General features: G+C 61.5%; 25 protein-coding genes. 14 read left to right on the plus strand and 11 right to left on the minus strand.

Going from position 1 to position 22,707, the window contains the following annotated elements; genetic code table 11:
* Nucleotides 1–46: 46 nt before the first annotated feature.
* From IVB42_RS05670 to IVB42_RS05680, 3 genes are all read right to left on the minus strand, one after another.
* A complete protein-coding gene (locus IVB42_RS05670) occupies nucleotides 47–1,534 on the minus strand; it encodes an O-antigen ligase family protein (protein WP_247469839.1) in 1,488 nt (495 codons plus the stop codon).
* Between the two features lie 28 nt (nucleotides 1,535–1,562).
* Nucleotides 1,563–2,081, minus strand: coding sequence for a hypothetical protein (locus tag IVB42_RS05675; RefSeq protein ID WP_247375389.1), 519 nt, complete (start codon nucleotides 2,079–2,081; stop codon nucleotides 1,563–1,565).
* 217 nt (nucleotides 2,082–2,298) lie between these two features.
* Nucleotides 2,299–3,501 (minus strand): polysaccharide biosynthesis/export family protein, encoded by a 1,203-nt coding sequence (locus IVB42_RS05680; protein WP_247397777.1) that lies wholly within the window; start codon nucleotides 3,499–3,501, stop codon nucleotides 2,299–2,301.
* 273 nt (nucleotides 3,502–3,774) lie between these two features.
* Here IVB42_RS05680 and IVB42_RS05685 point away from each other — a divergent pair, with 273 nt between their 5' ends.
* From IVB42_RS05685 to IVB42_RS05695, 3 genes are all read left to right on the plus strand, one after another.
* Nucleotides 3,775–4,299, plus strand: coding sequence for a hypothetical protein (locus IVB42_RS05685; protein WP_247397775.1), 525 nt, complete (start codon nucleotides 3,775–3,777; stop codon nucleotides 4,297–4,299).
* A 74-nt stretch (nucleotides 4,300–4,373) separates the two neighbouring features.
* Nucleotides 4,374–4,649 carry a hypothetical protein gene (locus IVB42_RS05690; RefSeq protein WP_247397771.1) on the plus strand — a complete coding sequence of 92 codons (276 nt, stop codon included), beginning with the start codon at nucleotides 4,374–4,376 and terminating at the stop codon, nucleotides 4,647–4,649.
* A 158-nt stretch (nucleotides 4,650–4,807) separates the two neighbouring features.
* Nucleotides 4,808–6,088, plus strand: coding sequence for a hypothetical protein (locus IVB42_RS05695; RefSeq protein ID WP_247397769.1), 1,281 nt, complete (start codon nucleotides 4,808–4,810; stop codon nucleotides 6,086–6,088).
* A 10-nt stretch (nucleotides 6,089–6,098) separates the two neighbouring features.
* Here the strand turns inward: IVB42_RS05695 and IVB42_RS05700 are convergent, their stop codons facing one another.
* On the minus strand, nucleotides 6,099–6,722 hold the full coding sequence (locus IVB42_RS05700) for a transglutaminase-like cysteine peptidase (protein WP_247397766.1): 624 nt from the start codon (nucleotides 6,720–6,722) through the stop codon (nucleotides 6,099–6,101).
* Nucleotides 6,723–6,914: 192 nt separating this feature from the next.
* Here IVB42_RS05700 and IVB42_RS05705 point away from each other — a divergent pair, with 192 nt between their 5' ends.
* Together IVB42_RS05705 and IVB42_RS05710 are read left to right on the plus strand one after the other, a co-directional pair.
* A complete protein-coding gene (locus IVB42_RS05705) occupies nucleotides 6,915–7,652 on the plus strand; it encodes a metallophosphoesterase family protein (RefSeq protein WP_085384361.1) in 738 nt (245 codons plus the stop codon).
* Nucleotides 7,653–7,841: 189 nt separating this feature from the next.
* Nucleotides 7,842–8,375: a hypothetical protein gene (locus tag IVB42_RS05710; RefSeq protein ID WP_247397823.1), complete on the plus strand. Its 534-nt coding sequence runs from the start codon at nucleotides 7,842–7,844 to the stop codon at nucleotides 8,373–8,375.
* A gap of 41 nt (nucleotides 8,376–8,416) precedes the next feature.
* Here the strand turns inward: IVB42_RS05710 and IVB42_RS05715 are convergent, their stop codons facing one another.
* Nucleotides 8,417–8,812 (minus strand): hypothetical protein, encoded by a 396-nt coding sequence (locus IVB42_RS05715; protein WP_247397763.1) that lies wholly within the window; start codon nucleotides 8,810–8,812, stop codon nucleotides 8,417–8,419.
* Between the two features lie 196 nt (nucleotides 8,813–9,008).
* On the opposite strand from IVB42_RS05715, the gene IVB42_RS05720 reads away from it, so the two are divergent.
* Nucleotides 9,009–9,401 (plus strand): hypothetical protein, encoded by a 393-nt coding sequence (locus IVB42_RS05720; RefSeq protein WP_247397760.1) that lies wholly within the window; start codon nucleotides 9,009–9,011, stop codon nucleotides 9,399–9,401.
* Between the two features lie 758 nt (nucleotides 9,402–10,159).
* Entirely contained in the window at nucleotides 10,160–11,383 is a 1,224-nt protein-coding gene (locus IVB42_RS05725; protein ID WP_247397756.1) for a hypothetical protein, read from the plus strand.
* Nucleotides 11,384–11,403: 20 nt separating this feature from the next.
* Here the strand turns inward: IVB42_RS05725 and IVB42_RS05730 are convergent, their stop codons facing one another.
* From IVB42_RS05730 to IVB42_RS05740, 3 genes are all read right to left on the minus strand, one after another.
* A complete protein-coding gene (locus IVB42_RS05730; protein WP_083926416.1) occupies nucleotides 11,404–11,679 on the minus strand; it encodes a hypothetical protein in 276 nt (91 codons plus the stop codon).
* Nucleotides 11,680–11,882: 203 nt separating this feature from the next.
* Nucleotides 11,883–12,299 (minus strand): hypothetical protein, encoded by a 417-nt coding sequence (locus IVB42_RS05735; RefSeq protein WP_018456120.1) that lies wholly within the window; start codon nucleotides 12,297–12,299, stop codon nucleotides 11,883–11,885.
* 41 nt (nucleotides 12,300–12,340) lie between these two features.
* A complete protein-coding gene (locus tag IVB42_RS05740) occupies nucleotides 12,341–12,616 on the minus strand; it encodes a hypothetical protein (RefSeq protein WP_018456121.1) in 276 nt (91 codons plus the stop codon).
* 999 nt (nucleotides 12,617–13,615) lie between these two features.
* Between IVB42_RS05740 and IVB42_RS05745 the strand changes: the two genes are divergently transcribed.
* The 3 genes from IVB42_RS05745 (at nucleotide 13,616) to IVB42_RS05755 (ending at nucleotide 16,460) form a co-directional block, all read left to right on the plus strand.
* Nucleotides 13,616–13,789, plus strand: a complete 174-nt coding sequence (locus IVB42_RS05745) for a hypothetical protein (protein WP_162847250.1) — start codon at nucleotides 13,616–13,618, stop codon at nucleotides 13,787–13,789.
* A gap of 639 nt (nucleotides 13,790–14,428) precedes the next feature.
* On the plus strand, nucleotides 14,429–15,979 hold the full coding sequence (locus tag IVB42_RS05750) for an EAL domain-containing protein (protein WP_247397753.1): 1,551 nt from the start codon (nucleotides 14,429–14,431) through the stop codon (nucleotides 15,977–15,979).
* A 115-nt stretch (nucleotides 15,980–16,094) separates the two neighbouring features.
* A complete protein-coding gene (locus IVB42_RS05755) occupies nucleotides 16,095–16,460 on the plus strand; it encodes a VanZ family protein (protein WP_247397750.1) in 366 nt (121 codons plus the stop codon).
* Between the two features lie 43 nt (nucleotides 16,461–16,503).
* On the opposite strand, the gene IVB42_RS05760 is transcribed toward IVB42_RS05755, so the two are convergent.
* Together IVB42_RS05760 and IVB42_RS05765 are read right to left on the minus strand one after the other, a co-directional pair.
* The gene (locus IVB42_RS05760; protein ID WP_039799634.1) at nucleotides 16,504–16,902 is read right to left on the minus strand and encodes a CHRD domain-containing protein; all 399 of its coding nucleotides are present in this window, start codon (nucleotides 16,900–16,902) and stop codon (nucleotides 16,504–16,506) included.
* A 196-nt stretch (nucleotides 16,903–17,098) separates the two neighbouring features.
* The gene (locus IVB42_RS05765; RefSeq protein WP_247397747.1) at nucleotides 17,099–17,383 is read right to left on the minus strand and encodes a hypothetical protein; all 285 of its coding nucleotides are present in this window, start codon (nucleotides 17,381–17,383) and stop codon (nucleotides 17,099–17,101) included.
* A 239-nt stretch (nucleotides 17,384–17,622) separates the two neighbouring features.
* Here IVB42_RS05765 and IVB42_RS05770 point away from each other — a divergent pair, with 239 nt between their 5' ends.
* Together IVB42_RS05770 and galE are read left to right on the plus strand one after the other, a co-directional pair.
* Nucleotides 17,623–17,772, plus strand: a complete 150-nt coding sequence (locus tag IVB42_RS05770) for a hypothetical protein (RefSeq protein ID WP_240543981.1) — start codon at nucleotides 17,623–17,625, stop codon at nucleotides 17,770–17,772.
* Nucleotides 17,773–17,778: 6 nt separating this feature from the next.
* A complete protein-coding gene (galE, locus tag IVB42_RS05775) occupies nucleotides 17,779–18,771 on the plus strand; it encodes a UDP-glucose 4-epimerase GalE (protein WP_018456129.1) in 993 nt (330 codons plus the stop codon).
* Between the two features lie 40 nt (nucleotides 18,772–18,811).
* On the opposite strand, the gene IVB42_RS05780 is transcribed toward galE, so the two are convergent.
* Nucleotides 18,812–19,270, minus strand: coding sequence for a hypothetical protein (locus tag IVB42_RS05780; RefSeq protein ID WP_085359789.1), 459 nt, complete (start codon nucleotides 19,268–19,270; stop codon nucleotides 18,812–18,814).
* 588 nt (nucleotides 19,271–19,858) lie between these two features.
* On the opposite strand from IVB42_RS05780, the gene IVB42_RS05785 reads away from it, so the two are divergent.
* Both IVB42_RS05785 and IVB42_RS05790 read left to right on the plus strand, forming a co-directional pair.
* Nucleotides 19,859–20,530, plus strand: coding sequence for a hypothetical protein (locus tag IVB42_RS05785; RefSeq protein WP_085384366.1), 672 nt, complete (start codon nucleotides 19,859–19,861; stop codon nucleotides 20,528–20,530).
* Nucleotides 20,531–20,548: 18 nt separating this feature from the next.
* Nucleotides 20,549–22,690: an adenylate/guanylate cyclase domain-containing protein gene (locus IVB42_RS05790; protein WP_247397744.1), complete on the plus strand. Its 2,142-nt coding sequence runs from the start codon at nucleotides 20,549–20,551 to the stop codon at nucleotides 22,688–22,690.
* Nucleotides 22,691–22,707 lie beyond the last annotated feature (17 nt).

The following is a 22,707-nucleotide window of genomic DNA, read 5'->3' on the forward strand; positions in this document are numbered from 1 at the left end:
GTCCACTTATTCTAAAGACTTCGTAAACGGCGCAACTGCTTCAAAACTAGACAGTTTTGTGAAGCTCGCGGGCGCGGCGCAGGCCTCGCGCGGGCTGCGTCTGAGGGCCCTGCTGGTCCGGTGCGGCGATCGCCTCGCCTTGCGCCCGCGCCGGCTCGCGCATGCGGAACGATTGCGCCAGCCCTGCGCCGAAAAGCGCAAAGAACGGAATGGAATAGCCCGGGATCTGGAGCGTGAAGTCCAGGCAGGAATGCAGCAGCGACAGGCTCGCGGTCGCCGCGGCCGCCAGCGGGATGATGGCGTCGCGCCGCCTTGCGAACACGCCGCGGCTCAGGATGCCGAACATGACCGCCCATGCGGCCGCCACCATAAGCGCCATGGGGATGCCGACGTCGGAGGCGAGCTCCAGCGGCGTGGAATGCGCAATATCCCAGATGCCGCGAATCGAGATGTTGGGGCTGCGGTAGGGCGGGAAGGCCCATTGGAAGGTCCCCATGCCGGTCCCGAACCAGGGATTGTCGGCGATGATCCGAAGCGTGGACTTCCAGGCCTCGATGCGGCCCTCGTCCACCAGGCCCTGGCTGTCGAACCGGCTGGAAACGCGGCCGCCGAGCAACTGCATCAGGCCGAGCGCCACCACCAGGCCGGAGCCGAGCGAGATCCAGATTCCGGTCCGCGGCGGCAGGTCCTTGCGCAGGAACACCGTGAAGGAGACGATCATCGCGAGCAGCGACAGGCTGACGCCGGCGCGCGAGCCGGTCATGAACATCGCCATCAGGCAAATCAACAGCGCTCCGAGATGCGGCAGGATCTGGCGCGGCGGAATGGCGCGAACGTCAAGCGAGAGGCGCTTCCACGCGATGTGCCGCTCAGGCAGGCGCCGGCGGACGTCCTCCAGGATCAAGAGCATCCAGATCACCGCGCAGGACCCGAAATAGGCGGCGGCCGTGTTGCGGTTGATGAAGGTGCCGGTGACGCTGCCCATATAGGCCGTCTTGTCCCGCCACAGGATCATGGTGGGCTCGATCAGGAACGAAGCGACGCCATAAAGCGCGTAAAGGCAGCCGGAGACGGCGATGACCCAAGGCAGACGTCGGGCGCGCTCACGCTCGGCGCCGACGGTGATGCCGAGGAGGATCGCCAGAATGTTGGCGAGCGGCGCGCCCAATGCGAAGAACGCCTCGTTCTTGACGATGGACGCCGACGGCGCAATCGGCACGCCCAGGAGGTCGGACGCCTGCTTCCAGATCGGATTGAACGGCGCGATCCAGGGATGATCGGACAGTTGTTCATGCAGCACGAAGGCGTATCCGGCCACGATCACCCCGATGCCCGCGATCATCCAGAAATGGGGGCGCCGCAAGTCGCGCGTCGGCGCCACGATCAGGGCGAGGCCCAGGCACAGGCACCAGAACGCGATCGAGAGGTCGTTGGTCGAGCCGAACGGGAACGGCGCGCCGCCGGCGACGAAGAACAGGATGAAGGTCGCAGGCCAGCTCCACGACCAACTTATACGGGGAAGCGGAAAGCGCATCGTCGGTTAGCCGGCCTTGGCTCTAGCTCTAGAGGAAGCAATCGATCGGATAGATCTTCAGATCCACATTCAAGCGGCTGATCCGGGTCTGCGCCCGGAACCCGTAGAATAGCCCAAGGTTATCACTCCCCGCGTCCAGTTTTATTCCGGGGGTCAACTCATCCGGCGGGACCAGAAGCCCGATGTGGCGGTTGATGCCGGCTATCTCGATTCGCCCGTCGCCCTCGCCGAAATGTCCCGCGAGCTGGGTCACCGTCACCTTCGGCAGCCCGCGACGCTGATGGCAGACCTCCTCTTCCCATAGCTTGGTCTGCCGAACGAGAGGTTTGCCCGCGCCGTCGGGAACAACAATGTCTGAGAAGTTGGGGTGCAGCATTCCGAAGAAGCGGCTCTCCTTGGCGTTTGCTGAAAGCCGGACGGTGAAGGAGAGCTCGCCCTTGGCCTCGCGCAAGTGCCGAAAAATTGGTGCATCAGGCTCAGCCGAGACCACCACGTCGATCCGGTGGCGGACACCGAGCTGTTGGGTTTCGCCGGCAGCCTTGCCCATCAGAGACGGCCCCGCGATGACGAGAGCCAATAAGCACCGAGCTGCTTGCCGTCCAAAGCACATGAAGACCTTGCAACCTGCGGGGTGACCGATCGGCGGTGAATCTTGCTCGGTGAAGCCTTGATCCACCCCGAACAGAACCGCTGTGATTGCTAAACGAAAATGGCACCGGGACAAAGCCCCGGTGCCATCGCTCTCGGTAGATCAAGTCCGCTGATTACGGCGCCAGCTTGATGTTGTTGCGGAAGATCAGGGCGTTGTTTCCGAGGTTCACCGCATCGCTTCCGGTCGCCATGATCACACGCAGGTACTGCAGGAACTTGGCAGTTTCGACGTTGCGCGAGTTCGAAACGTAGATGATGTCGCCATTCTTCATCATGACCTTGGTGCCGAGGAAGAAGCCACCCGGATCGCGGAAGTTCACGTTGAAGATGACCGGGATGGTCTCGGTCGTGTACTTGCTAACGTCGATGCCGAGCTGGGCAGCGACCTCACGCGGCTCGCGGCGATAGAGATAAACGGCTGCCGGATCGGCCTGGCCATCGAGGAGACCGCCGGCCTTCCCCACCGCTTCGCCGAGGTTGATGCGCCAGGCATCGAAGTTGAACTCGCCGCTCTGGCCGCTGGCGCCGAACGCCAGGAACTTCTGCTGCTCGCGATAGACATAGATGCTGTCGTCGGGACGCACATAGATGTTGTTCTCAGGCGACATGACCAGATTCTCGAACGGAACGGTTGCGCGCCGTCCGCCACGTTCCAGCATCACCCAAGTCTCGAAGCCCTGGCCTCGGATGCCGCCGGCGCGGGTGATCGCGTCGAGCACCTTGTCCTTCGCGCCCGCAGCGCTCGCCGGATAACGCGCGGGCGCATTGACTTCGCCGAGCACGCTGATGAGCTGCGTCCGCTGCGAGGACATCGCGACCACGACCTGCGGCTCGATGGCGCGGTTGGATATCTTTTCAATGATCGCGCGCTGGATTTGAACCGCCGTGAGACCCGCGGCCTTGACCTGGCCGGCGTAGGGCACGGTGATGAACCCGTCATTGTCCACCGACTGATCCGGAATGGTGACGAAGTTACCGGGCCTGACGCCGGCTTCCGCCGGAATGAACAGACCACCCGCAGCCGCTTCGAAGATGGTCACGCTGACGACGTCGCCGATCCCGAACACAATGCTCGCCGGCGGTCGTTTGTCCGTGAACGCTCCCGCAAGCCCCTTGGGTTCATGGGTATGTAGAATGTTCACGGTGGCTGGGTTGAGCGGCACCAACTCGTAAGCCGGCGCACTTTCAGTCTGTATGTGGTTGTTAACGTCGTCCGTTAGCGGGCCGGAGCCTGGATTCGTGGAGCAGGCGCCAAGCGCCAGCGCCACGGCCAAAAACGCGGGCTTCAATAAATAGGTCTTAGCAAAGGAATGCATCAACGCGGCCCCAATCGTCCCAATTACCTCAAAGTGGTACGGGCTAGCGGACGGCGCGACAAGGGTTCCAGGCCGAAACCGATGGTTAACGGCGCAATGAGTCCGCCGGTGTTGCGCCCGCGCCACTACTTTGGAACCCCTGCTAACCCTTTGTGACTGTTTGTTGTAATTCGTGTGCCCGATCGATAGGCAACCGCTCAACCGACGGGCGAGGCGTTCTCACCCCCGCGTATCTCTGGTAATGCTCCGGCCGTCTCATGAGGAGTTCCGGCGTTGCTCTTGTCGCTTCTTTCCCTTGCTCTGACAGGATGGTTGCTCGCCGGACCGGGATACGAACCCCCGGGGCGCCCCTTCGTTGAGATCGCAGCCTCCTCCTCGATTTGGAAATTCACCCGCGCCCAAGGCCCCAAAGAGGGCGAGAGCTTCGCTTCCATCTCCAAGACAGCCGAGACGATGCAGTCTGACCCGGAGTTCGCCGGCCTGATCGTCCGCTGCGCGCCTAAGGGCAAGATCGACGTGCTGGTGGCCTTGGTTCGCCCCTTCCCGCCGCGGAGCCACCCGCGAGTGACGATCTCCTCAACTGGCGGCGGTACCCAGACGTTCGAGGCCAGCATGGCCGTCGCGGGCGCGGCCGTCCTCCTGCCGGACGAAGTTTCCGCCTTTGCCGCCGGTAAGTGGCAGACGACGCCCTCGCTTTCCGTGACGGTCAAGGAAAGCGACAGCGAGATCAAAGGCGTGGTGGCCCTGAACGGGCTCCGCGAAGCCTATAATTCTCTGGCGGCAAGTTGCGGCCAATAGACAAAATTTAGCCATACGACTTAAGGGTCTTTTTAGGGTGGGGAACCTAAGGTCCGGAGCACGGAGTGTTTCGGATGACCGAGCTTTTGATCTTCAGCTTTCTGGTAGGCGCAGTTCTGGGCCAACGCTTTCGCGTCCTGGTGCTCCTGCCGCTGACCTTCGTCATGCTGCTCGCCGCGATCCCGGTCGGCTGGATCGCCAATCTGAGCTTTCTTGATGGTCTGAAGGGCGTAGCGCTCGCGGCCATCGCGCTCCAGGCCGGTTATCTCTTTGGCTCGGCCGCCCGCTTTGCTCTCGCCGCCGGTCGTGCCGCCCGCGTGTTTGCCCGTCCGCTCAAGACCGCCCGCTGACCTCCTCTGTGGCGCATCAATCCGTCTGATCCCGCAGGCGACGCTTCGTTGATCTGGGGTTGGGCTGGGAGCTGCGTGGGCTGCAGAGCTCTGTTTGAAAACTTGCCTCCGGCTTGTATGGTGGCCTGACCCTTTCAGGATTCCTTCCAGGCGCACGTTTGTCCTTCGCTTATTTTGCCCTCATCGTTTGCCTTGTTTCTGCATCCGCTCTCGACATTGCCGGCGCCAAATTCGGCGTACAGCTCGGGATGACGGCTACGGCCCTGGGGCTATTTGCAGCGGTCTTCAGCGCACGAAAGGCCGACTACGAGCACTATCTGCGTGCCACGGTCTGGGGCCGTTGGATCCTGATCGGCATTCCCCTTTGTATCGCGGCTCAGCTGGTGCCGCTGTGGCTGAGTTGGGCGCATCCGATCTGGGCGAGCAGCCACGATGCTCTGGGTGGCCTGGCGTTGGGGCCAGTGACGGCGGATCTCGGCCTCACCCTGAATGCGCTGTTTCAAGCCCTCGCAGCGATCTCGTTGCTCAGCGTGACCATCGTCGTGGTCCGTGACCGCAGCCGTGCCGAACTGGTGCTGTTCGTGCTGAGCGGGGTAACGGCGGTGTCGGCTCTGACCTTGGATTTGCGTCCGTTCTCATCCGCCCTTGCAACCGCCGTCCCTTCCGACCTGGCGACAACGATGGCCGGTCTTGGCGTTATGCTTAATCTGGCCGTCATGCAGCTGGCCGCCGAGCGGGCCGAAACGCGCCACTCGATCGTTCGGTCGGTCGCGATCGGCCTTTGCGGCCTTGGGGGCGCTCTGGCCAGCGCGGTTGCGGTTTTTTGCTTGTCGGGGACGAACAGCGCGATCGCCGCGGCCTTTGGCCTCGTGTTGATGTTGCTGATCCTTGTCATTCGAAGGATCGACCTGTCGCCGTTGGCCGCCGGCGCGCTGTCCTTAGCCGCGCTGGTCGGAGCGATTATTGTCCTGAGCTTCTTGTTCGAAAAGAATGCAGGGCCGATTCTTTTGCGGCTTGTCCCGGATGTGGGGGCCGAAACCAGAGCCGCGCTGGAGCGAATGTTGGCCGACACCAGGTGGTTCGGTGCGGGGGCAGGCACCTTTTCTGCCGTTGGCAGGATCTACCAAAGCGATGCCGGCGCGGCTTTGATGCCGCCCTCGACGGCTTTTGCCATCTTCGCGGATACCGGATGGGTCGGTTTTTCCGCCGCGCTGCTGGCGGGCATGATGGCTTTGGGGCGCTTGTTTTTGGGGGCTTTGCAGCGCGGCCGCGACTCGTTCTTCCCTGCGGCGGCCGCGGCCTGCCTTGTCTTCGCGCTGGTTGAGAGCTTCGCTGGTTCAGGACTGCTGCATCCTGCAGCAATCCTTTGCCTGTCAACGATCGTGGGACTCGGATTGTCCCAAAGCGTCACCCAGTCCTCACGCGGCACGGGTCATTAGTCGTTCGTCGTTAGACGTCGCGATCAGCCAGTGACGCCCAGTAGGTCGGGTTCTTGGGCATTTGGATGCGGACCCACCGGTAGGACTTCTTCGACCACGGCAGGATGTGCCCGGTGAGGTTATCCAGCACGAGATCGCCGGAGAACGTGCGCACCACGACCACGAGGTGATGCTCACCCCAGCTCGTCACGACCTCGCTGAGCAACACCGATCGCGCCGGGAAGCCGTTGGCAATCAGATCGTGGCGTTTTGTTACGGCATAGTCGTTGCAGTCGCCGCTGGTGGGATGCAGCAGCCACTTCTCGCCGCGCAGCCCCTCCAAATTGGGCTCGGGTCGGATCGCGCTGTTAACCCGCCGATTGACCTCCTGAAGCTGGGCCATGCGCTCGGCCGTGAGCTTGAGACGTCCGCCCCTGAACACGATTTGCTGCGGTCGCGGCTTACACTCGCCCTCGTACTTCAGGCAAAAGAGCGTGAAAGCCATCGGCGCCAAGGTCGGCTGGTCGAACTTGATGTACTGGATGGCACCACGCAACGCCGACGGCGCACCGACAAAGGCGGCCTCGGCCTTGTGTTGAGCCGCCCCAGCCAACAGAGCGGCGGCAATCGCCAGGAACTTTAAAGTCTTGCGCATGTCGCGCTCCCCATTTCTTGTTGGGGAAACGCTACGGGACACGTCTTGAAATCCGGCTCAAAAGCCGAGCGATCCTTTAATCAAAACCGCTGCGACTCCGTCAGAAACAATTAAGAATACCGATGCGTAACTTGTTCTGCTATGAGCGATCATGCCCTCCATTCATGACGCCAGACCCGATTCGACCAGCTGATGGGCCTTTCCAAGCGTTTTCGTAAGAACGTCAAGCCGCGGCTCCCCGACGGCGTGAGGATCTATGCCATCGGCGATGTGCATGGACGCGCCGACCTGCTTCAGTCGCTCTTAACTGTCATCGACGCCGACCTTGCCCGCTCCGCTCCCGAACGAGCGATTCAGGTCTTTCTTGGCGACTATGTCGACCGGGGCCCCGACTCGCGCGCTGTGATTGATCTCCTGATCGAGCGCTCGAAGTCGCATGAGACAGTGTGCCTCAAGGGCAATCACGAGGTGTTCCTGCTCGAGGTCCTCAAGGACCCGGCGCGCCTGGAGGAATGGCGTCGCTACGGAGGCCTGCTAACCCTTGTTTCATACGGCATCAACCCGACGATGAATCCGACGCCGGAGCAGCAGATCAAATTGATCGAAGGGTTGAGGCAGGCGCTTCCGCCGGAGCATCTTTCGTTTCTTCAGCAGCTCCGCCCGTCCTTCGCGTGCGGCGACTTCTTCTTTGTGCACGCCGGCGTCAAGCCGGGCGTAGCCCTGGAACGTCAGAAGGAGGAGGATCTGCTCTGGATCCGCGAGGAATTCCTCGAGTCCGAAAGACGCTTCGGCAAATATATCGTCCACGGCCATACCCCGGTCAGCGTCCCGGATATCCGCTCAAACCGGATCAATATCGACACCGGCGCTTACGCGACCGGCAACTTGACCTTGCTCACGATCCAGGGCGATAGTCTGCTCGCAATTTAGGACTTTTGCAGAGTTGCTGGCCAACTCCTGCGCCCTTCCACACGGGCATCGAAATTCATCATGAGCCGCATGACCTTGCTTCGCATCATTGGCGCCTGCATCGCAGTGATGTTGCTGCTTGACGCAGCATTGGGGTTTTACGGCGATCTCACGCGGTCGAACTTTCGGGCGAGCGATTTGTTCTTGGGCGTGTTTCCGCCCGAGAAGGTCAACGTAGCCGCTTCGGGCGTTCTGGCGCCCCTTTCATTCGACGGCGACTTGCTGGCGAATTATGCGGCCGCCAAAGCCGCGGATTTTCTTCACCGTCCTGCAGCCGATGCGAACAGCAGGGCCGCCGAGAACAAGGCGGCCCAAGACGTCGTTGTTGCCGCCCTGAAAGTATCGCCCATCCGGCCCGCGCTTTGGCTCACGCTCGGCACGCTGAAGGCGCAGTCGGGTGAGCTGGCGACGCCTGCAGTGAAAATGTCTTACCTGGCCGGCGCGGTGCCGATCGCCGTTGCCTTCGCACGGCTCCAAACCGTCACATCGAATGCGGCAGCAGCCGACGAAGAGATCAAGCTGCTGGCGCAATCGGACGTCCGCGCGGCGCTTGCCAACCGCTCTCGCTACGAGCAGCTCCTGATCGCAGCCTACCTGCAGGCCACGCCGCAAGGCAAGTCGCTGCTTCTGGAGGCCACGCAGGGGATCGATCCCAAGTTCAATCAGATTTTGCGGCGGTACTGACGTTCGAGCGCGACTTAGCCTGCTGGCTTGCAGTCAATTTTTCAGCGCGTCGCTTTTGGTGCGATCGGCACGAAATCCTGCTCACGGCGCGGTTGATCCGGTCGCCCCTGGTAGACGAACATGCCCTTCTTGGTCGAGACGATGTCGCCGCGCTGCAGGCTGTCGTCGTTGAGGAGGCGTTCGGTCGCGACAAGGTCCGGATCCTCCGGGACCGGTTTATAGAGCTCTGGATGGTCCCGCCGCTCGCGCGAAACCTCCTTGGCTCGTCGCCGCGCATCTTCGATACGCTGACGCCATTCGTCGCGGCTGACTTCCGGCTCGCTTGGTGGACGATAGTCGTTGACCGAGGGCTCCGGTTCGGTCTGGGCAAAACGCGAGGCCGGATTGGCGAGACCGAAGCCGATTGCACCGGCAACGGTCAGGACCGCTCCGGCCAACTGCCCAAGCCGCCTTGCCTGAGCTGGTGAGGTGTGGGGTCGCGCGGTTCGCACGCTGTAACTCCAGGGCAGAGCGAGAAGAACGAGCAAGGGCCGGAAACGTCTCGTCCAGTCCATTCAATCTATACGTTTGCCGATTGCACGAAAGCCAAATCGCGGGCAAGCTTCGTGCTTTAGTTCGCGAGGGTATTGACCAGTGGTCCGCAAAATTACCTTCCTGATTCTGGTGATCCTTTTGGGGACGCACTTTGCAGCGGCAGGCCAGATCGAATACCCGCAAGTGATCCATACGCAATACGAAGCCGTCGATCAGAAGACCGGCGGTCACTTCGTGCTGTGGTCAGAGCGGGAAAAGATCTTCTATGGCCTCGACCAGAAGCTTTTCCCGGGAGCTCGGTTTGTCGACATCACCCAGGTAACCCCAAGCGTGGGGTCGATCACACTGACCTATGTCGAGGTGCGGACCGTCAGCAGCACGACGTCGGACTATTTGTACCTGGCGGGAAATGTTCGCTTTCGCGTCAGTGGAATGGCGCTCAAATCCAGCAATTTCCCCACCGGCGGCGGAATGACACCCAACGCACAGTAGCCAGACTAACGCCTGCTCGACCCACTAGTCCGCGTTCTGTTGCCGTAATAGGGGCGCGCGCGCCCTCCACTGACCAGAGGCGGCTGAATCTGGCTCGGAATATTCCGCGTAGCCGTGCTCGGCGCGGGCTGCGAGGGATTGACGATGATGACATTTCGATCGGGGGTCGATGGATCATTGACCCCCTGGGCCCGAGCGCTGAGGGCCCACGTGCTTGCCGTCACAAGAAGCGTAAACGCGGTCAGGACTAATCGTTTCATAAGATGTCTCCCAAGCGAGAACATCGGGAGGCGATCACCGTTCCTTCACGGTTGCTTGGTCGTCATTGCCGAGGCACGGCGATCAACTTGCCGTCTCTCCAGACCCCCTGAGCCGCCATCCCGCTCGGCAGCTTGCCCGGCGCCAGGTTTCGGGTGGCGGTGGGTCGTGAGGCGCTCTGGGCCGTTTGGGTTTTCTTCGTAGGGGTGGTCACGATACTGGTGCTCGTCAAATTGGCTTTGTCCTTGGTCCCTTGTGCAAAAGAAGGTTGCACCAGGAGAGCCACAAACGTGAGTGCTATGAAACCGTCGCGCATGATCAAAATACCGGAAAGAGGAGCTCGTCGAACTGTCACAGCTTTCTGCCCAAAAGCAAGCCCCCGAAGCTGTTCGACATGGGCTCTTGCAAGGCTGGCGATCAGAGCGGCTTTCGCCGAGATAGGATTTTGACGCGGAAAAGCCTAGCGAAACAGCCTGTTCCGGGTTACTTGATCGGCCTTGATGACCGACCCCAGCGACACCGCCGCCGGCGCGCCAAATACGCACGCGATCAAGGCCGGGTTTGTGCGTCTCCTGTCCGGGCGGATTCGCGACATATCCAGCGACCCCCGGCAGATCCGCGAAATCGTATACGAGCTGGCTCGCATCAAGCTTCTGGAACAATTAACGCATGGCGACGCACGGGGGTCCCGCGAGCTCCAGCAAGTGCTTGAGCGCGCCATCCGGGAGGTTGAGCTTTCATTTGACCGTAGCGAGCGCGACGCGCTGTCCAAAGCGCCGGAGTTGGCGCTAGACGTCGCTTCGCATCAGTCGCCACCCAGTCCCCCGGCTCCTCAGCCCGTTCCGCATCTGGCGCCCGTTCCGCCCTCGCCGCCCGTCCCGAAGCCTGCGGAAACAGGGCGCGGTTCTGTCGCACCGCCAAGCCCGCCCGACCAATCTCGGCGAAGCGGCATCCTCAACTCCCTCATCCGATTAGCCGCCATCCTGGTCGTCATTGCCGGTGCCAGCGCGGCGGTTACTTATTGGCCGCGGTTGAGGACACAATCCCTCGCATTGTGGCAGTCCGCGACGCTGTCCAAGCGCACCTCCACAAGCCCCGAGCCTCACCCCACCGGGGCTGTGACTCCATCGAGCGGTGAGAGCGTCGAACGGACACCGGATCAACCGAAGGAGCCGGTGACGCCTGCGCAACCCTCGATGCCGTTGCCAACGACCTTCGGCGTCTACGCCCTGAGCCAGGGCCAGCTCCAGGAGCTCAAGCCGGTCCCCGGGAAGATTCCGGATCGTCGTGTCGCGATCTCAGCAGCAATCACCACACCGAGCGCGACGACCCTGACAAGCGGAGATGTCAGCTTCATTGTTTTCAGGCCCGACGGTGGTGTCGATGCAACCGGGACCGAGGTTCGAGTAGTCGCAAAAGTCTCCCGAGCGATGGGCGTCGATGCAACCGGGAAAGCGGCCATGGTCTCTGCCGGCGACACCTGGGTCATCCGCAGCATGTCCTTCCCTTACAAAGTAGGTCCGGTCGAGGATCAGCCGAGAATGCTATCGCTGCAGCCGGAGCAGGACGGCTTTACGCTTTCGCCGGGTCGCTACGTCGTGGTCGTCAAAGGTATGGGCTATGACTTCACGGTGGCCGGGACGCCGACTGATCCCAACCAATGCGTCGAACGCATCAATGCAACGAACGGCGCATTCTACTCCCCCTGCCCGCCGCGACGCTAAAGTGGCGCGACGCGTTCCGTTTATTTCTTGGCCTTGGCGTCTTTAGGCGCATCCGCGGGCGCATCATCGACCTTGCCGTTGTTCGTGACGCATTTGCTGAAATAATCGCGCCGCTCCTTGGCTGTCCCTGCGCTGCCGGCAGCGGGATTGCCGATTTGCTTTGGAGGAAAGGCCTTGGCCAAAGCTGCGTCGCATGCACGCGCTACTTCTACAGTGACGGCCGACGCCGTTACTGGCGCGCCAATAGCCAAAACAAATGCCAATCCCATAGACCTTTGCAAATTTCTGGAGATCACCTGGCTCGCTCCTTCAATCCGTCCGAGAACGCTGGACGGGACCATATCAAAACCGGCAGAAGAGCCAAACGGCAAAGCGGCGCCCGAATTGTCCCGTGGCAAAGCTGTTCAGCGAGAGATTATGCTTTTCGGACCGAGATATCCATCGTGCCCAAACCTGCTGCGTTTAGCAGACGGAAGGGTGCCGAGCCAAACCCTCGATCCTAGCTATTGAGCTGCGGCGGCTTCAGGTTCGGAAAGCGCGTGAGCATCGCGGTCCTGATAAACCTCAGATGAGCGATGGTGTTTGCCAATTCCTTGAGCCGCCGCTGGCCGTTGGAGATGTCGGCGGCAAAGAGATCTTGATGATGACTGTCGATCGGCTCCCGTTCGAGATATTCATCGGTGCCGTTTCCGAAAGTGACGGATGCACGCGCGAGTGCGTCATCAACACGTCGTCCGAGGCCGACCTGCTCCCTCTCCGCATCGCGCAATGCCGTATCGATCGCGACCATGACGGCATCGATTCGAACGCGGTCCGTCTCCGCATCGCGCTCGATGGTACGGGCCTTGAAGCCTTTGTCCTCACGGCGGGAGCTGAGAAAATTGTGTGCGCGCGCTCTCAGGAACAGCTGAAACATTTGGGCCATCCCACGTTCGAGATTTGGACCGCTAACATCGGTCAGACATAGTTAACAAAGCTTGAATCTTGTGGCTGCTCCGCCTGGCTTTGTACGATCCACGCCCGCCAGGCTCCTTCGTGTTTCGAATAAAGCTCAAGCCATCGAGCTTCGTGCGCCGCGGCGGCCCCATCGCCCGGACCGATTTGAACCGTCTCTCCCGATGTGATGTCCAGCGCTTCGAACTCCGCCGTTTCCGGAAGCGACAGCCCTATCAGCACCCGCTTCCCTTGCGCATCAACGAAATACCTGCGGGGCGCGTTGTGCCTTTCAGTCATTCGAATGAGCCTCGTCCATGATCCAAGGACCTGGAAGATCTTTCAGGTGTCGATCATAGGCGCGAACGAAAACCATCAAAATAACGATGCAAATTATCGCGCCTAGCAATGCAATCAGATACGTCATTTACGCCTACCCTAACGCGGGGCCACGGAAAAATCGGGGCGGCTAAGCTTCCGCCGTGAATCGAGATGTTCTAGGTGGCATTGGCTAGGCTCTCAAGAATTGCGACAAGTTAACCTAACCGCACATGGTTATTTCGATAATGCTACAGAGATCGCTCGGCAAACAGGCCAGGCGCGAAATACCATCATTAGGAGGGCGACCGACTTCGTCCCGCCCCTGTTGCGGGAGTATAGGGCGCATAGAGACGATATCTTGCCGATCGCTTGCGTGAGCGCCACGCCCTCGCACCATAGCCGCAAGCAAAACCGCCCGCGAAGATCGAACCCAAAATCACAATTGCCAACATTTGAACGTCCCATTTTTTCGGCGCGTTCCTCCCATTGCATTTCATCTTGTCGTTGTGACGACTTCAAGATCGGCACCGCTGAAAGTTTTGCCAGGCGATGACGAAATTTGTGCAAGGAGCTGATTGAAGTTTGGTCGTTGCCGGACAGCCGCGGGCCGGGGAATGACAAAACGTCTCACTGATTGAAGTTGGATCCGGCCGGATGTTAATCGGGGTTCACGCAGTCCATGCAGCCTTCAGAACCGGCGCCCGACAATTCGGCTTCCAGCCATTCAAAGCGCGGTAACGGCCGCCGCTGATCAGCATTGACACCTCCGTGATAGTACGGAGCGACAAAGCCGGATTAGACGCGTTAAGGTTGAGCGGTTAGCTTAATCCGCGTTGTTTGTTGCGAATTCTCACTAATCACTTATCCCATCGTCTCACCGGGCTCCCCCAAGCTCGGCCCCACCCAAGCAAAGCCGTCGAGCGACATGGGTCCGCTTGGCGGCTTTGTCCTTGTCGCGACGAGAGGATGATTTCGGTTATGGCGCGCAAGCCCTGGTCGTTCAAGGAAGACCGCCGGCTGATGGAGTTGGCTAAGTCTTCGGCTTCATTGGAGGAGGCGGCGAAACAGCTCGGACGATCGCCCGATGCGATCAAGCGCATGGCCCTGCGCCTTGGTCTTTCGTTGAAAACGAAGGCGAGAAAAAAGGCCTAAGCGAGCGTGCGGCGGCGTTCCGCCAACGACGTCATGATGGCCGCGGGCGCGCGATCGCCGGTTCTGACGAAGAACGAATGCGTCGTGTTGCTGATCGGAGTAGAGCAAGGACCTCAAGGCAAGGTGAGGTCGCCGTCCGCCCCGAAGGCTCGACTCCGGCTACATGAAATAGATGCGCTCTAGCCCGGTTCGCCAGGGAACCGAACCAGCGCGCTCGCGTTGACTCCAACTCCATCGCGAGGTCTGGCCGTGGCCCATCTTGCCATTTCCGTCATTCTGGTCTGGTTGACTATCAATATCGCCTTCGTGGTCTTGCGCTTGCGAGCCACCCGGCCACAGCATGGTGGCAGCCCTCGGCAGGCTTCCATCGCGCCCTACAATCCCGCACCCGCTTCCCTCCGCCATCGAATGGGCCGCCAGAACTTGGGAGCGGAAGGTTAAGTAGCATTTTCGATAGGGTCCCCCGGTCCGGGGGCAGACGGGTCCCTCGCCTGCCCACCCCCAAAGGCCGGTTCCACATGCCTCGCCCGCGCATTAAACCCTATCTTAGCGCGTCCTGATTAGGATCGGCCGACGCTTCCCTCTGTTCCGCCGGGCCGAATGAGATTGCAGCGACCGACTTTCGTATTTGCGGCGTTCGTGCTCGCGAGCACGGCCGCGTTCGGCGTGGCTGGCCACTTTGCGGCAACTTCGTTCATTCGGTACCAGCAGGCCCACCAGCTCGACGAATTGACCGAGGTGGTTCTGCGTCGCGCCGAGTTTGCGGTCGACTTTGCCGGCGCGAGCCTGGGCGAACTCGCGCGGCGCGATCTTGCCGATTGTGGGCCCGCGACGCTGCAGGCGATCCGGCTCCACGTCTACCAACGTTCCGCGATCAAGGATGTGCGCCTCGTCAACCCGGATGGCTCAGTGATCTGCTCGGCCTATTCCGAAACGCTGGAATTCGACAAGGGATGGATCGACCGCCGCGATATGCTTCCCTCCCGCGACAAGAGCCTTTCGCTCTTCCGTGTCGAGCAATTCGGCGGCGATGCTCTGGGCGTGCTCAAAGACATCAACGGCAATGCCGCATTGGTCGCCATTCTTGGCGTCAACGCCAGCCTGTTCGACATCATGCCCGCCGAGTTGCGCGCCCATAGCGAAGTGATCCTCGCGTTGAGCAACGGCGAGAAACTTGGCGAATTCCTGCTCGATCCCGACAAAGCCTTGCAGGCCCCGATCGATCTCGACAAAAATTCAGCTCGATTCCCACTCCATGCGACCATTCGCCTCGAACGCAGCATCCTCTCGACGTGGAACAACGAGGCTTACTGGCCGACGCTGGCCGTAGCATTTGCAATCGGCGCCCTTTTCGGCGGGCTTTTCGCGCGGAGCCGCCGCATGGAAGGGCCCGTCGCCGATCTCGACCGCGGGCTGGCCGCGAACGAATTCAAGCCGTACTACCAGCCCATCTTCGAGCTCAAGACCGGTCGGATCAAAGGCTGCGAGGTGTTGGCTCGGTGGCTCCTCAAAGACGGATCGGTCGTGCCTCCGATGAACTTCATCCCGCTCGCGGAATCCAGCGGCCGCATCCAGGTCATGACCTGGCAGATCCTGCGATCAGCGCTGTCGGATCTGCAGCCGCTGTTGAAAGCGAACAAGGATTTTAAGCTCTCCCTCAACGTCGTACCAAAGCATCTCTTGAGTGCGGGCTTCATTGAAACGCTCCGCCGCACGGTCATGGCGGCGCAAGTCTCCGCGCGCCAGATCGTCATCGAGGTGACCGAGCGCGACGAGCTCGACGACCTCGCACGCGCCGCAGCCGTAGTCAGCGAATTGCGGGACTACGGGTTTCGCGTCGCCATCGATGACGTCGGCGTCGGTCATAGCGGGCTATCCCGGCTCAAGGGCCTGGGCGCCAATACAATCAAGATCGATAAATTTTTCGTCGACACGATCACCGTGGACGCATCGACTGCCACGATCGTGGAGATGCTGGTCGCACTTGCGAAGGACCTCCAAATGACGGTGGTCGCGGAAGGCATCGAGACGGAGGAGCAGGTCCGGGCGCTTATTTCATCCGGCGTAGAGGAGGGGCAGGGCTATCTGGTCTCCGCCCCACTGCCCTTCCCTCGATTTAACGAGTTGGTCGAGTCACGCTGCTTGGCGCAGAGCGCTAAATTGCCGACCGACGCGGCGTTGGTGGCCTGAAAGGATTGAGCCGTTAACCCGGGACGGCAAACGCGCCGCGCCCCTTGCTCAATCAGCCTTAACGATACTCTCATCTTTCAACGCGGCCTGGCTCCGGTCCGGCTATGGTCGTCCAATGCGCCGCAACCACCTTATCGCAGCCGCAGGCGTCTGCTTCGCGCTCATCGTCTATGCCACGCTTGCGAGACTGGCGGGGAGACCCGTGCTTATTGGCCATCACGAGGCTTATTGGGTCGTCGTGATCGAGCGCTTCAGCGCCTACGGGTTGCTGGGATTTCTCTTGTCCTTCCTGTTGCCCGGTCGGCTCACCCTCGCATGCTCGCTTGTCGTGGCGGTCGCAATGGGGCTGGAAATCCTGCAAGCAATGACGCCCGATCGTGATCCGGGTTTCCTGGACGTGCTGCAAAAGGCAGCAGGCGGGACCGTCGGGGTCCTCCTCGCTCAAACAATCCTGGCCTTCTTACCGAGGCCGCCCTCCTGAGCAGATGCATGGCCTGCACGTCTGCATCGGGAAGTGACCGTCCTTATTTTATCATTTGTCCGCGTAGTTCACCGCCCGGGTTCGCGGCCGTATGAATGTTGGCATACCATTTCCCAGCCAGCAGGTCCGCAGCCTGAGCTTCGGTGAGCGTTGCGCTCCCCTGAATCGGGCTTTGGACCGTCTTGAACGGCAGCACGATGCCGGCGTTCTTGCCGGCCTCCACGGGGCCATGGAAATGTGCCCCCATGGCTGGCCCGGTCAAGCCGGCGAAGCTGACTGTGTAGGTCAGGGTTTTCGCCTCCGTATCGTAGGTCGCCTCGGCCTTGCCTGTTCCAGGCGAGTTGTTCGGAGGCACTTCATTGCTGCCTTTTAAATCGGCCTGCAACTTCACGAGCTCTGCATTTGCCGTTGCGGCTGTCATGATGATCAGCGCACCCAGCATCGCCGCTGCCAACAGTGTCGCGTAGCCTCGATCGCTGTCGTTCCTCATGGCATCCTCCTTCAGGCTCTACGGCCCGCTGCGGTTAAACCCCGGCCAGCAATGAAAATTCCGGATGGAGATTTATGCCTGATTCGGAACAACTATCGCGAGAATCTCGGCTCCTTGTACCCGGAGCCCGATGGATTGCGTGCGGGAGCTAAGCCGAGCGGCGCCGGCCCAGGAACTGGTTCGGCGTCAGGAGTTCTGCCATCTGCCGATGGGTGGCCTGGAGCGTCTCGATGGCGCCGTCCAGATCAAAATCGGCGTCCCGGACAGAGGCGAAATATTTGGCCGTCAGCGCCAGATCGAGCTTGACGCGGGTTGCGCCGTCGCGGCTTTTGCGGCGGTCAAGTGACAAATGCATGGCCCGCATTCGTGCCTCGGCAGACGTGCAGCCGCTAAGCTCGGCGAGTTCGTCATAGGTCATCCAGATCTGTGCCATGTTTCAGTCACTCCTTTACTCGGCATCAGCTTAATTTTGGTTCTTAAAGCTTCGGTTGCCGCGATGCGCGCGCCCACCGTTTCGCAGCGATAGGGTCAATGCGAGCTAAACGAAGAAGGACGATCGTGCCGAGCCGCCGGTGGGTTGCATACAGCGAAGATCAATCTATGCTCACCAGATCGATCAACTATTGAACTGAGGCAATCGCATTGGGACAGGTCACTTCGGAAGCCCTCTCCTTGATTGATGTCGTCTCCCGTGGCGCCACGCGGCATGTCCTCGCCTTCCGCAAACGTCCCGCATGGCTGACGCTTGCGGTGCTCGTGCCGGGTGCCGATTTGGTGCTGGCCGCGGACGCATGGATGATCGTTGATTTCACCTCGAGGTAAGCAGACATGACCGACCGACCGACTGTCCTCGTTACGGGAGGCGCGGGCTATATCGGCTCGCATGCCTGTCGCGCCCTGACCGCCGCCGGCTATCAGCCCGTCGTTTATGACAATCTGTCGACAGGTCATCGCGGCTTCGTCGCCGGCCCGCTGGTAACAGGCGATCTGCTCGACGGCGCCACGCTGGCGCGCGCCTTCGCCGAGCACAAAATCACGGCGGTCATGCATTTCGCGGCGGCGAGTCTCGTCGGCGAGTCCATGACCGACCCGCAAAAGTACTACATCAACAATGTGCAGGGCACGCTGTCGCTATTGCAGGCGATGCGCAATGCGGGCTGCCATCGTATCGTGTTCTCCTCGACCGGCGCCGTCTACGGCAATGCCGATTCCAAGGAACTGCCGGAAGACTTCCCCTGCGCGCCGATCAACCCCTATGGCGCATCGAAGTGGATGATCGAGCGCATGCTCGCCGATTACCGCGCCGCTTACGGCTTCGGCGCGTTCTGCCTGCGCTATTTCAATGCCAGCGGCGCCGATCCTGCCGGCGGCATCGGCGAATTGCGTGACAATGAAACCCATCTCATTCCGCGCGCCATGATGGCATTACAGGGCCATGTCGATTTTGCCGTGTTCGGTCAGGACTACGACACGCCCGATGGCACCGCGATCCGCGACTACATCCACGTCACCGACCTCGCCGCAGCGCATGTCGCGGCGCTGAAGCTGCTGGAACAAGGGCATGCCGGCGGCAGCTTCAATCTAGGCACCGGCTCCGGCTTTTCGGTACGGGAGATCCTGACCGCCATCAGGCAGGAGACCGGGCGCGAGGTGCCCCACACCGTCAAACCGCGCCGCGCCGGCGATCCCACCTATCTGGTCGCCGATCCCTCCGCAGCGCGAAAAGCGCTGAATTTCGTGCCGCGATATTCGGATCTGCCGACTGTAATCCGCACCGCCTGGGCCTGGCACCAGAGGGCTCATCCGCTTAAGCAGCCCTGACAACATCCTCGAAGTCGATCAGGCGGGATAAGACGTGGCCTTATGGTCTATTCCGTTCTGAGCCGAGCGATCCCGGCGCAAACGGATGGCGCGATCGCGAACGGCCGTCGAGCCCCTTGGGCAGCTTGTCGGCGTTGAGCTTCACGACCGCACCTCGGGCGTCAACGGCCGGCACCTCGTCCTGGCTGTAGATGAGCGTCGCCTCGAAGGTCACATCGGGGGCCTGCTCGGCCGTTCCGGAACAGGTCGCCATCGCACCGCTGCACACGCCCGAGAGCTTGACCTCGACCTCGTCGAGCCCGAACACGGTCGGCGGCCCCTCGGCATGACGCCGCGTGGTCAGAACCGCCGTGAAGCGCTGCTCGTCAATTCGGTAAGAGCCTCCATAAGTGAAGAAGCTGTCGCTGCCGGAGATTCGTCCCTCCGCCAGATGCACGACGCCCGTGCCCTGACCGCGCGGGGTCCTGAACCAGGCCGCATATTTGCCGTCTCTCAGCATGAAAACATCCACCGTAAAACTCCAACGTATTTGCAACCAACTCTGGGGCGCGACAATGACCCGCGCGGGGAGCATTCCGCCACGGTTAACGCCCTGCAAAATCAACTCGTCAATTTGACGCCGAGGCGCAGCGACGCGGGCGCATGCTTCCCGTGCGGCGGGCAAGAAAGCTGGAGCTGGACCCCGTTGCATACCGCGCTAAAAACGATCGGCGTGCCGACCTCGTTTGCAGCACGCATATAACCGCTATCAACTCCAGCCAGCTCGTGACAGCTAGCCTGTCACGCGGGAGGAAGTGGTCGAGATCGCCGCCGGTCAGCAGGCGACGCCGTATCAGAAGACCGAGGCTACGTTCGCGCCCATCATAGATATGGAGAGCCACCCGGTTGAGGCCGTCCCAGCCGATTGAAATTATCCATCCAGCTTGCCGGCGCACTGTCTTCTCGGGTCGCCGGCTTGAACCTCTTCCTGATAGAGTGCACCAATATCAAAGAGTGATTCCGGTCACACTTGCCTGGGCGTTTCGCTGCTAAGCATCGGGCCTGGATGGGGACCGGCAAATATTGGTCGAATTGGATGAGAATTGCCATGAAAAGCCTGATCGGCGCTGTTGTCGGCACATGCTGTCTTGCTGCTCCGGCTTTGGCGGAGAGCCCGACCGCCATCGTCGAGGACGTGCAAGGCAAGGTCGACGGTGTCGCGTTCATGGATTATGTGGTGCCGGGCAAGATCATCAAGCTGGGGCCCAAGGCAACCATTACGCTCAGCTATCTCAAATCGTGCCAGCGCGAGACCATCAGCGAAGGCGTCGTCATGGTCGGCACCGAGCAGAGCACCGTGCAACTCGGCGAGGTCAAGCGGGAAAAGGTCCCCTGCGATACCAACGCGGCAAAACTGTCGGAGCGCGAGGCGAACCAGAGTGCCGCGACGACCTTCCGCACCATGCGGTCGGACGCCAAGGGCAGCGCTCCGGCCAAGCTGCCGACGCTCTACGGTGTCGCGCCGTTGGTGCAGGCGAAGAGCGGCAGCACCCTGGTGATCGAGCGCACCGATGGCAAGGAGCCCACGATCAGCGTGCCGCTCAAGAGCGAGACCATGGTCGGAGGCAAGTTCTATGACTTCGCCAAGGCCGGGAAGTCGCTGACGCCGGGCGGCAGCTATCTCGCCATCCTCGGCACCAAGCGTTACGCCTTCCAGGTCGATCCCAGCGCCACGTCGTCGCCGACGCCGATCGTGGGACGCCTGCTGCGGCTCGAATAGGCAGCTAGCGACGGGGCGATGCGGCGGATCGGCAGACGGGACATCGTTGCAGCGATCCTGATTGCGCTTCTTGCAGGCGCCGTCGTCACGTCTCCGCCGTTCCAGACGCTGCAGGGCCTGTCGCTCGACATCCTCACGGCACTGCGCGGCAAGCTCGTCGGCGACCACCGCGATCCCGCGACATCACCGGTCGTCGTCGTGGCCATCGACGGCGAGACCTACGACACTCCGCCGTTCCAGGGGTCGCCGACGCTGACCTGGACGCGCGAGATCGGCCGGGTGCTCGGCAGCATTGCCGACGGCGGCGCCAAGGTGATCGGTTTCGATGTCATCTTTCCGAGCTCGATCGAGCGGTCGGAGATTCCCTTTGGCGATGCGCCGCTTGGCGCGCGATTGAAGGGATTCGACCGAGACTATCTCATCGCCTTGCGGAAACTCTCTAGTGACGGCAAGCTGGTGCTGGGCGAGGTCCTCAGCAGCGATCATCCGGACCGCGCACAGCAATTGGCTGTGGGGAATAACGTCCGCGGCCTCAACGTCTATACCGACACCGACCATGTAATCCGGCGAATGCCGCTGAGTTTTCCTGTCGGCGACATGCCAGCTCCCGCAATGGCCGTCGAACTCGCCACCCGCGCGCTCGGCGCAAAACCGCAGACCGCGCCTTCTGGCGTGACTGCTTTGTCCGGGTATACGATCCCGAGCGCGGTGCCGAACACGCTAACGCTCAATTTCCGAGGGCTCGGCCGCGACGTGCCGACATATTCGTTCGCAGACCTGCACGCCTGCGTCGAGAAGAACGACCGCGACTTCTTCCGCCGCGCCTTCGGTGACAAGATTGTGGTGCTCGGCACGATCCTCAATGTCGATGACCGCAAGATCACCTCGATGCGTCTTTCCGGCGGCTATGACGGAACGCCGGCCGCAAGATGCGCCCTGCCCGCACCGGCAACCACCGAACAAAAAGCCCGCAGCGACATCGCCGGTGTCTTCGTGCATGCCAACGCCGTGCGAAATCTGGTTGAACGCGATGCGGTGACCGAGCTCGGCTTTCCACTGCGGAGCATTCTCACCATCGTGTTCGCAGCGATCGTGGCCTGCGCGGCCTGCGTGCTCGCACCAGGTGGCGCACTGATCGCATGGTTCGTCCTCACCGCCGTTTACGCCGCTGCAGCCGTCGCCGCGTTCGTACAGGCGTTGGCGCTACCATTGACCGAGCCGGCGCTCGCGAGCCTTGCCGCGCTCGCGATGATGATTGGCTACCGTTTCATGCTGGCCGATCGCGACGAGCGTTTCCTGCGCAAGAGCTTTGCGTTCTATCTCGCCCCCGAAGTGATCGACACCATGGTTGCCTCCGGCAAGATGCCGGCGCTCGGCGGCGAAATGCGCAACGTCACCATGTTCTTCTCCGACCTGAGTGGCTTCTCCTCCATCGCCGAGACGATGACGCCGGGCGAACTGGTGACGCTGATGAACGAATATCTGTCGGCCATGACCGACATCATCGAGAGCCATGGCGGCTATGTCGACAAATATATCGGCGATTCCATTGTCGCCATGTTCGGCGCGCCCGCCGACGATCCCGCGCATGCGCGCCACGCCGTCCATGCCGCGCTGAAATGTCACGCAAAGCTGGCGGAGCTCAACGCCGGCAGCGCCGCTTTCGCCGGCCGCGGCCTGTCGCACCGCATCGGGCTCAACAGCGGCGAGGCTGTCGTCGGCAATATCGGCTCCCGCCGCCGCTTCAACTACACCGTGATGAGCGACACCGTGAACGTCGCCTCGCGGCTCGAAGGCGCCAACAAATATTATGGCACCGCAATCATGGCTTCAGAAACGACTGTCGCGCAGACAGGCAATACTTTCACCTGGCGCGAGCTCGACGCCATCAAAGTGATAGGACGCGGCGAGGCGATCAAGGTGTTCGAGCCCCTCGCGGAGAAGGGCACGGAGAGTGCCGGGCAGACGAAGGTTGCCGCCGCGTATGCGGAAGGGCTGGCGCGCTGGCGGGCAAGGGAGTTTGCGAAGGCGGCTGATGCGTTCGGGCGAATGGCGGAAATGGATCCGGCGTCAGCGCTTTTTGGCAAGCGCGCGACTGCGCTCGCTACAAATCCACCGGGGTCGGATTGGACGCCGGTGAACATCCTAGAAGGAAAGTAGCGCAGCGTCCCACCGCG

It is taken from the genome of Bradyrhizobium sp. 45 (assembly GCF_023073155.1).
GTDB lineage: Bacteria > Pseudomonadota > Alphaproteobacteria > Rhizobiales > Xanthobacteraceae > Bradyrhizobium > Bradyrhizobium canariense_D.

What these genes read in the sequence shown, in the direction of transcription:
- IVB42_RS05670 (WP_247469839.1), bottom strand. Translation starts at nt 1,534, where the DNA reads ATGCGCTTTCCGCTTCCCCGTATAAGTTGGTCGTGGAGCTGGCCTGCG.
- IVB42_RS05675 (WP_247375389.1), bottom strand. Translation starts at nt 2,081, where the DNA reads ATGGGCAAGGCTGCCGGCGAAACCCAACAGCTCGGTGTCCGCCACCGG.
- IVB42_RS05680 (WP_247397777.1), bottom strand. Translation starts at nt 3,501, where the DNA reads ATGCATTCCTTTGCTAAGACCTATTTATTGAAGCCCGCGTTTTTGGCC.
- IVB42_RS05690 (WP_247397771.1), top strand. Translation starts at nt 4,374, where the DNA reads ATGACCGAGCTTTTGATCTTCAGCTTTCTGGTAGGCGCAGTTCTGGGC.
- IVB42_RS05700 (WP_247397766.1), bottom strand. Translation starts at nt 6,722, where the DNA reads ATGCGCAAGACTTTAAAGTTCCTGGCGATTGCCGCCGCTCTGTTGGCT.
- IVB42_RS05705 (WP_085384361.1), top strand. Translation starts at nt 6,915, where the DNA reads ATGGGCCTTTCCAAGCGTTTTCGTAAGAACGTCAAGCCGCGGCTCCCC.
- IVB42_RS05725 (WP_247397756.1), top strand. Translation starts at nt 10,160, where the DNA reads ATGACCGACCCCAGCGACACCGCCGCCGGCGCGCCAAATACGCACGCG.
- IVB42_RS05735 (WP_018456120.1), bottom strand. Translation starts at nt 12,299, where the DNA reads ATGTTTCAGCTGTTCCTGAGAGCGCGCGCACACAATTTTCTCAGCTCC.
- IVB42_RS05740 (WP_018456121.1), bottom strand. Translation starts at nt 12,616, where the DNA reads ATGACTGAAAGGCACAACGCGCCCCGCAGGTATTTCGTTGATGCGCAA.
- IVB42_RS05745 (WP_162847250.1), top strand. Translation starts at nt 13,616, where the DNA reads ATGGCGCGCAAGCCCTGGTCGTTCAAGGAAGACCGCCGGCTGATGGAG.
- IVB42_RS05755 (WP_247397750.1), top strand. Translation starts at nt 16,095, where the DNA reads ATGCGCCGCAACCACCTTATCGCAGCCGCAGGCGTCTGCTTCGCGCTC.
- IVB42_RS05760 (WP_039799634.1), bottom strand. Translation starts at nt 16,902, where the DNA reads ATGCTGGGTGCGCTGATCATCATGACAGCCGCAACGGCAAATGCAGAG.
- IVB42_RS05765 (WP_247397747.1), bottom strand. Translation starts at nt 17,383, where the DNA reads ATGGCACAGATCTGGATGACCTATGACGAACTCGCCGAGCTTAGCGGC.
- galE (WP_018456129.1), top strand. Translation starts at nt 17,779, where the DNA reads ATGACCGACCGACCGACTGTCCTCGTTACGGGAGGCGCGGGCTATATC.
- IVB42_RS05780 (WP_085359789.1), bottom strand. Translation starts at nt 19,270, where the DNA reads ATGCTGAGAGACGGCAAATATGCGGCCTGGTTCAGGACCCCGCGCGGT.
- IVB42_RS05785 (WP_085384366.1), top strand. Translation starts at nt 19,859, where the DNA reads ATGAAAAGCCTGATCGGCGCTGTTGTCGGCACATGCTGTCTTGCTGCT.
- IVB42_RS05790 (WP_247397744.1), top strand. Translation starts at nt 20,549, where the DNA reads ATGCGGCGGATCGGCAGACGGGACATCGTTGCAGCGATCCTGATTGCG.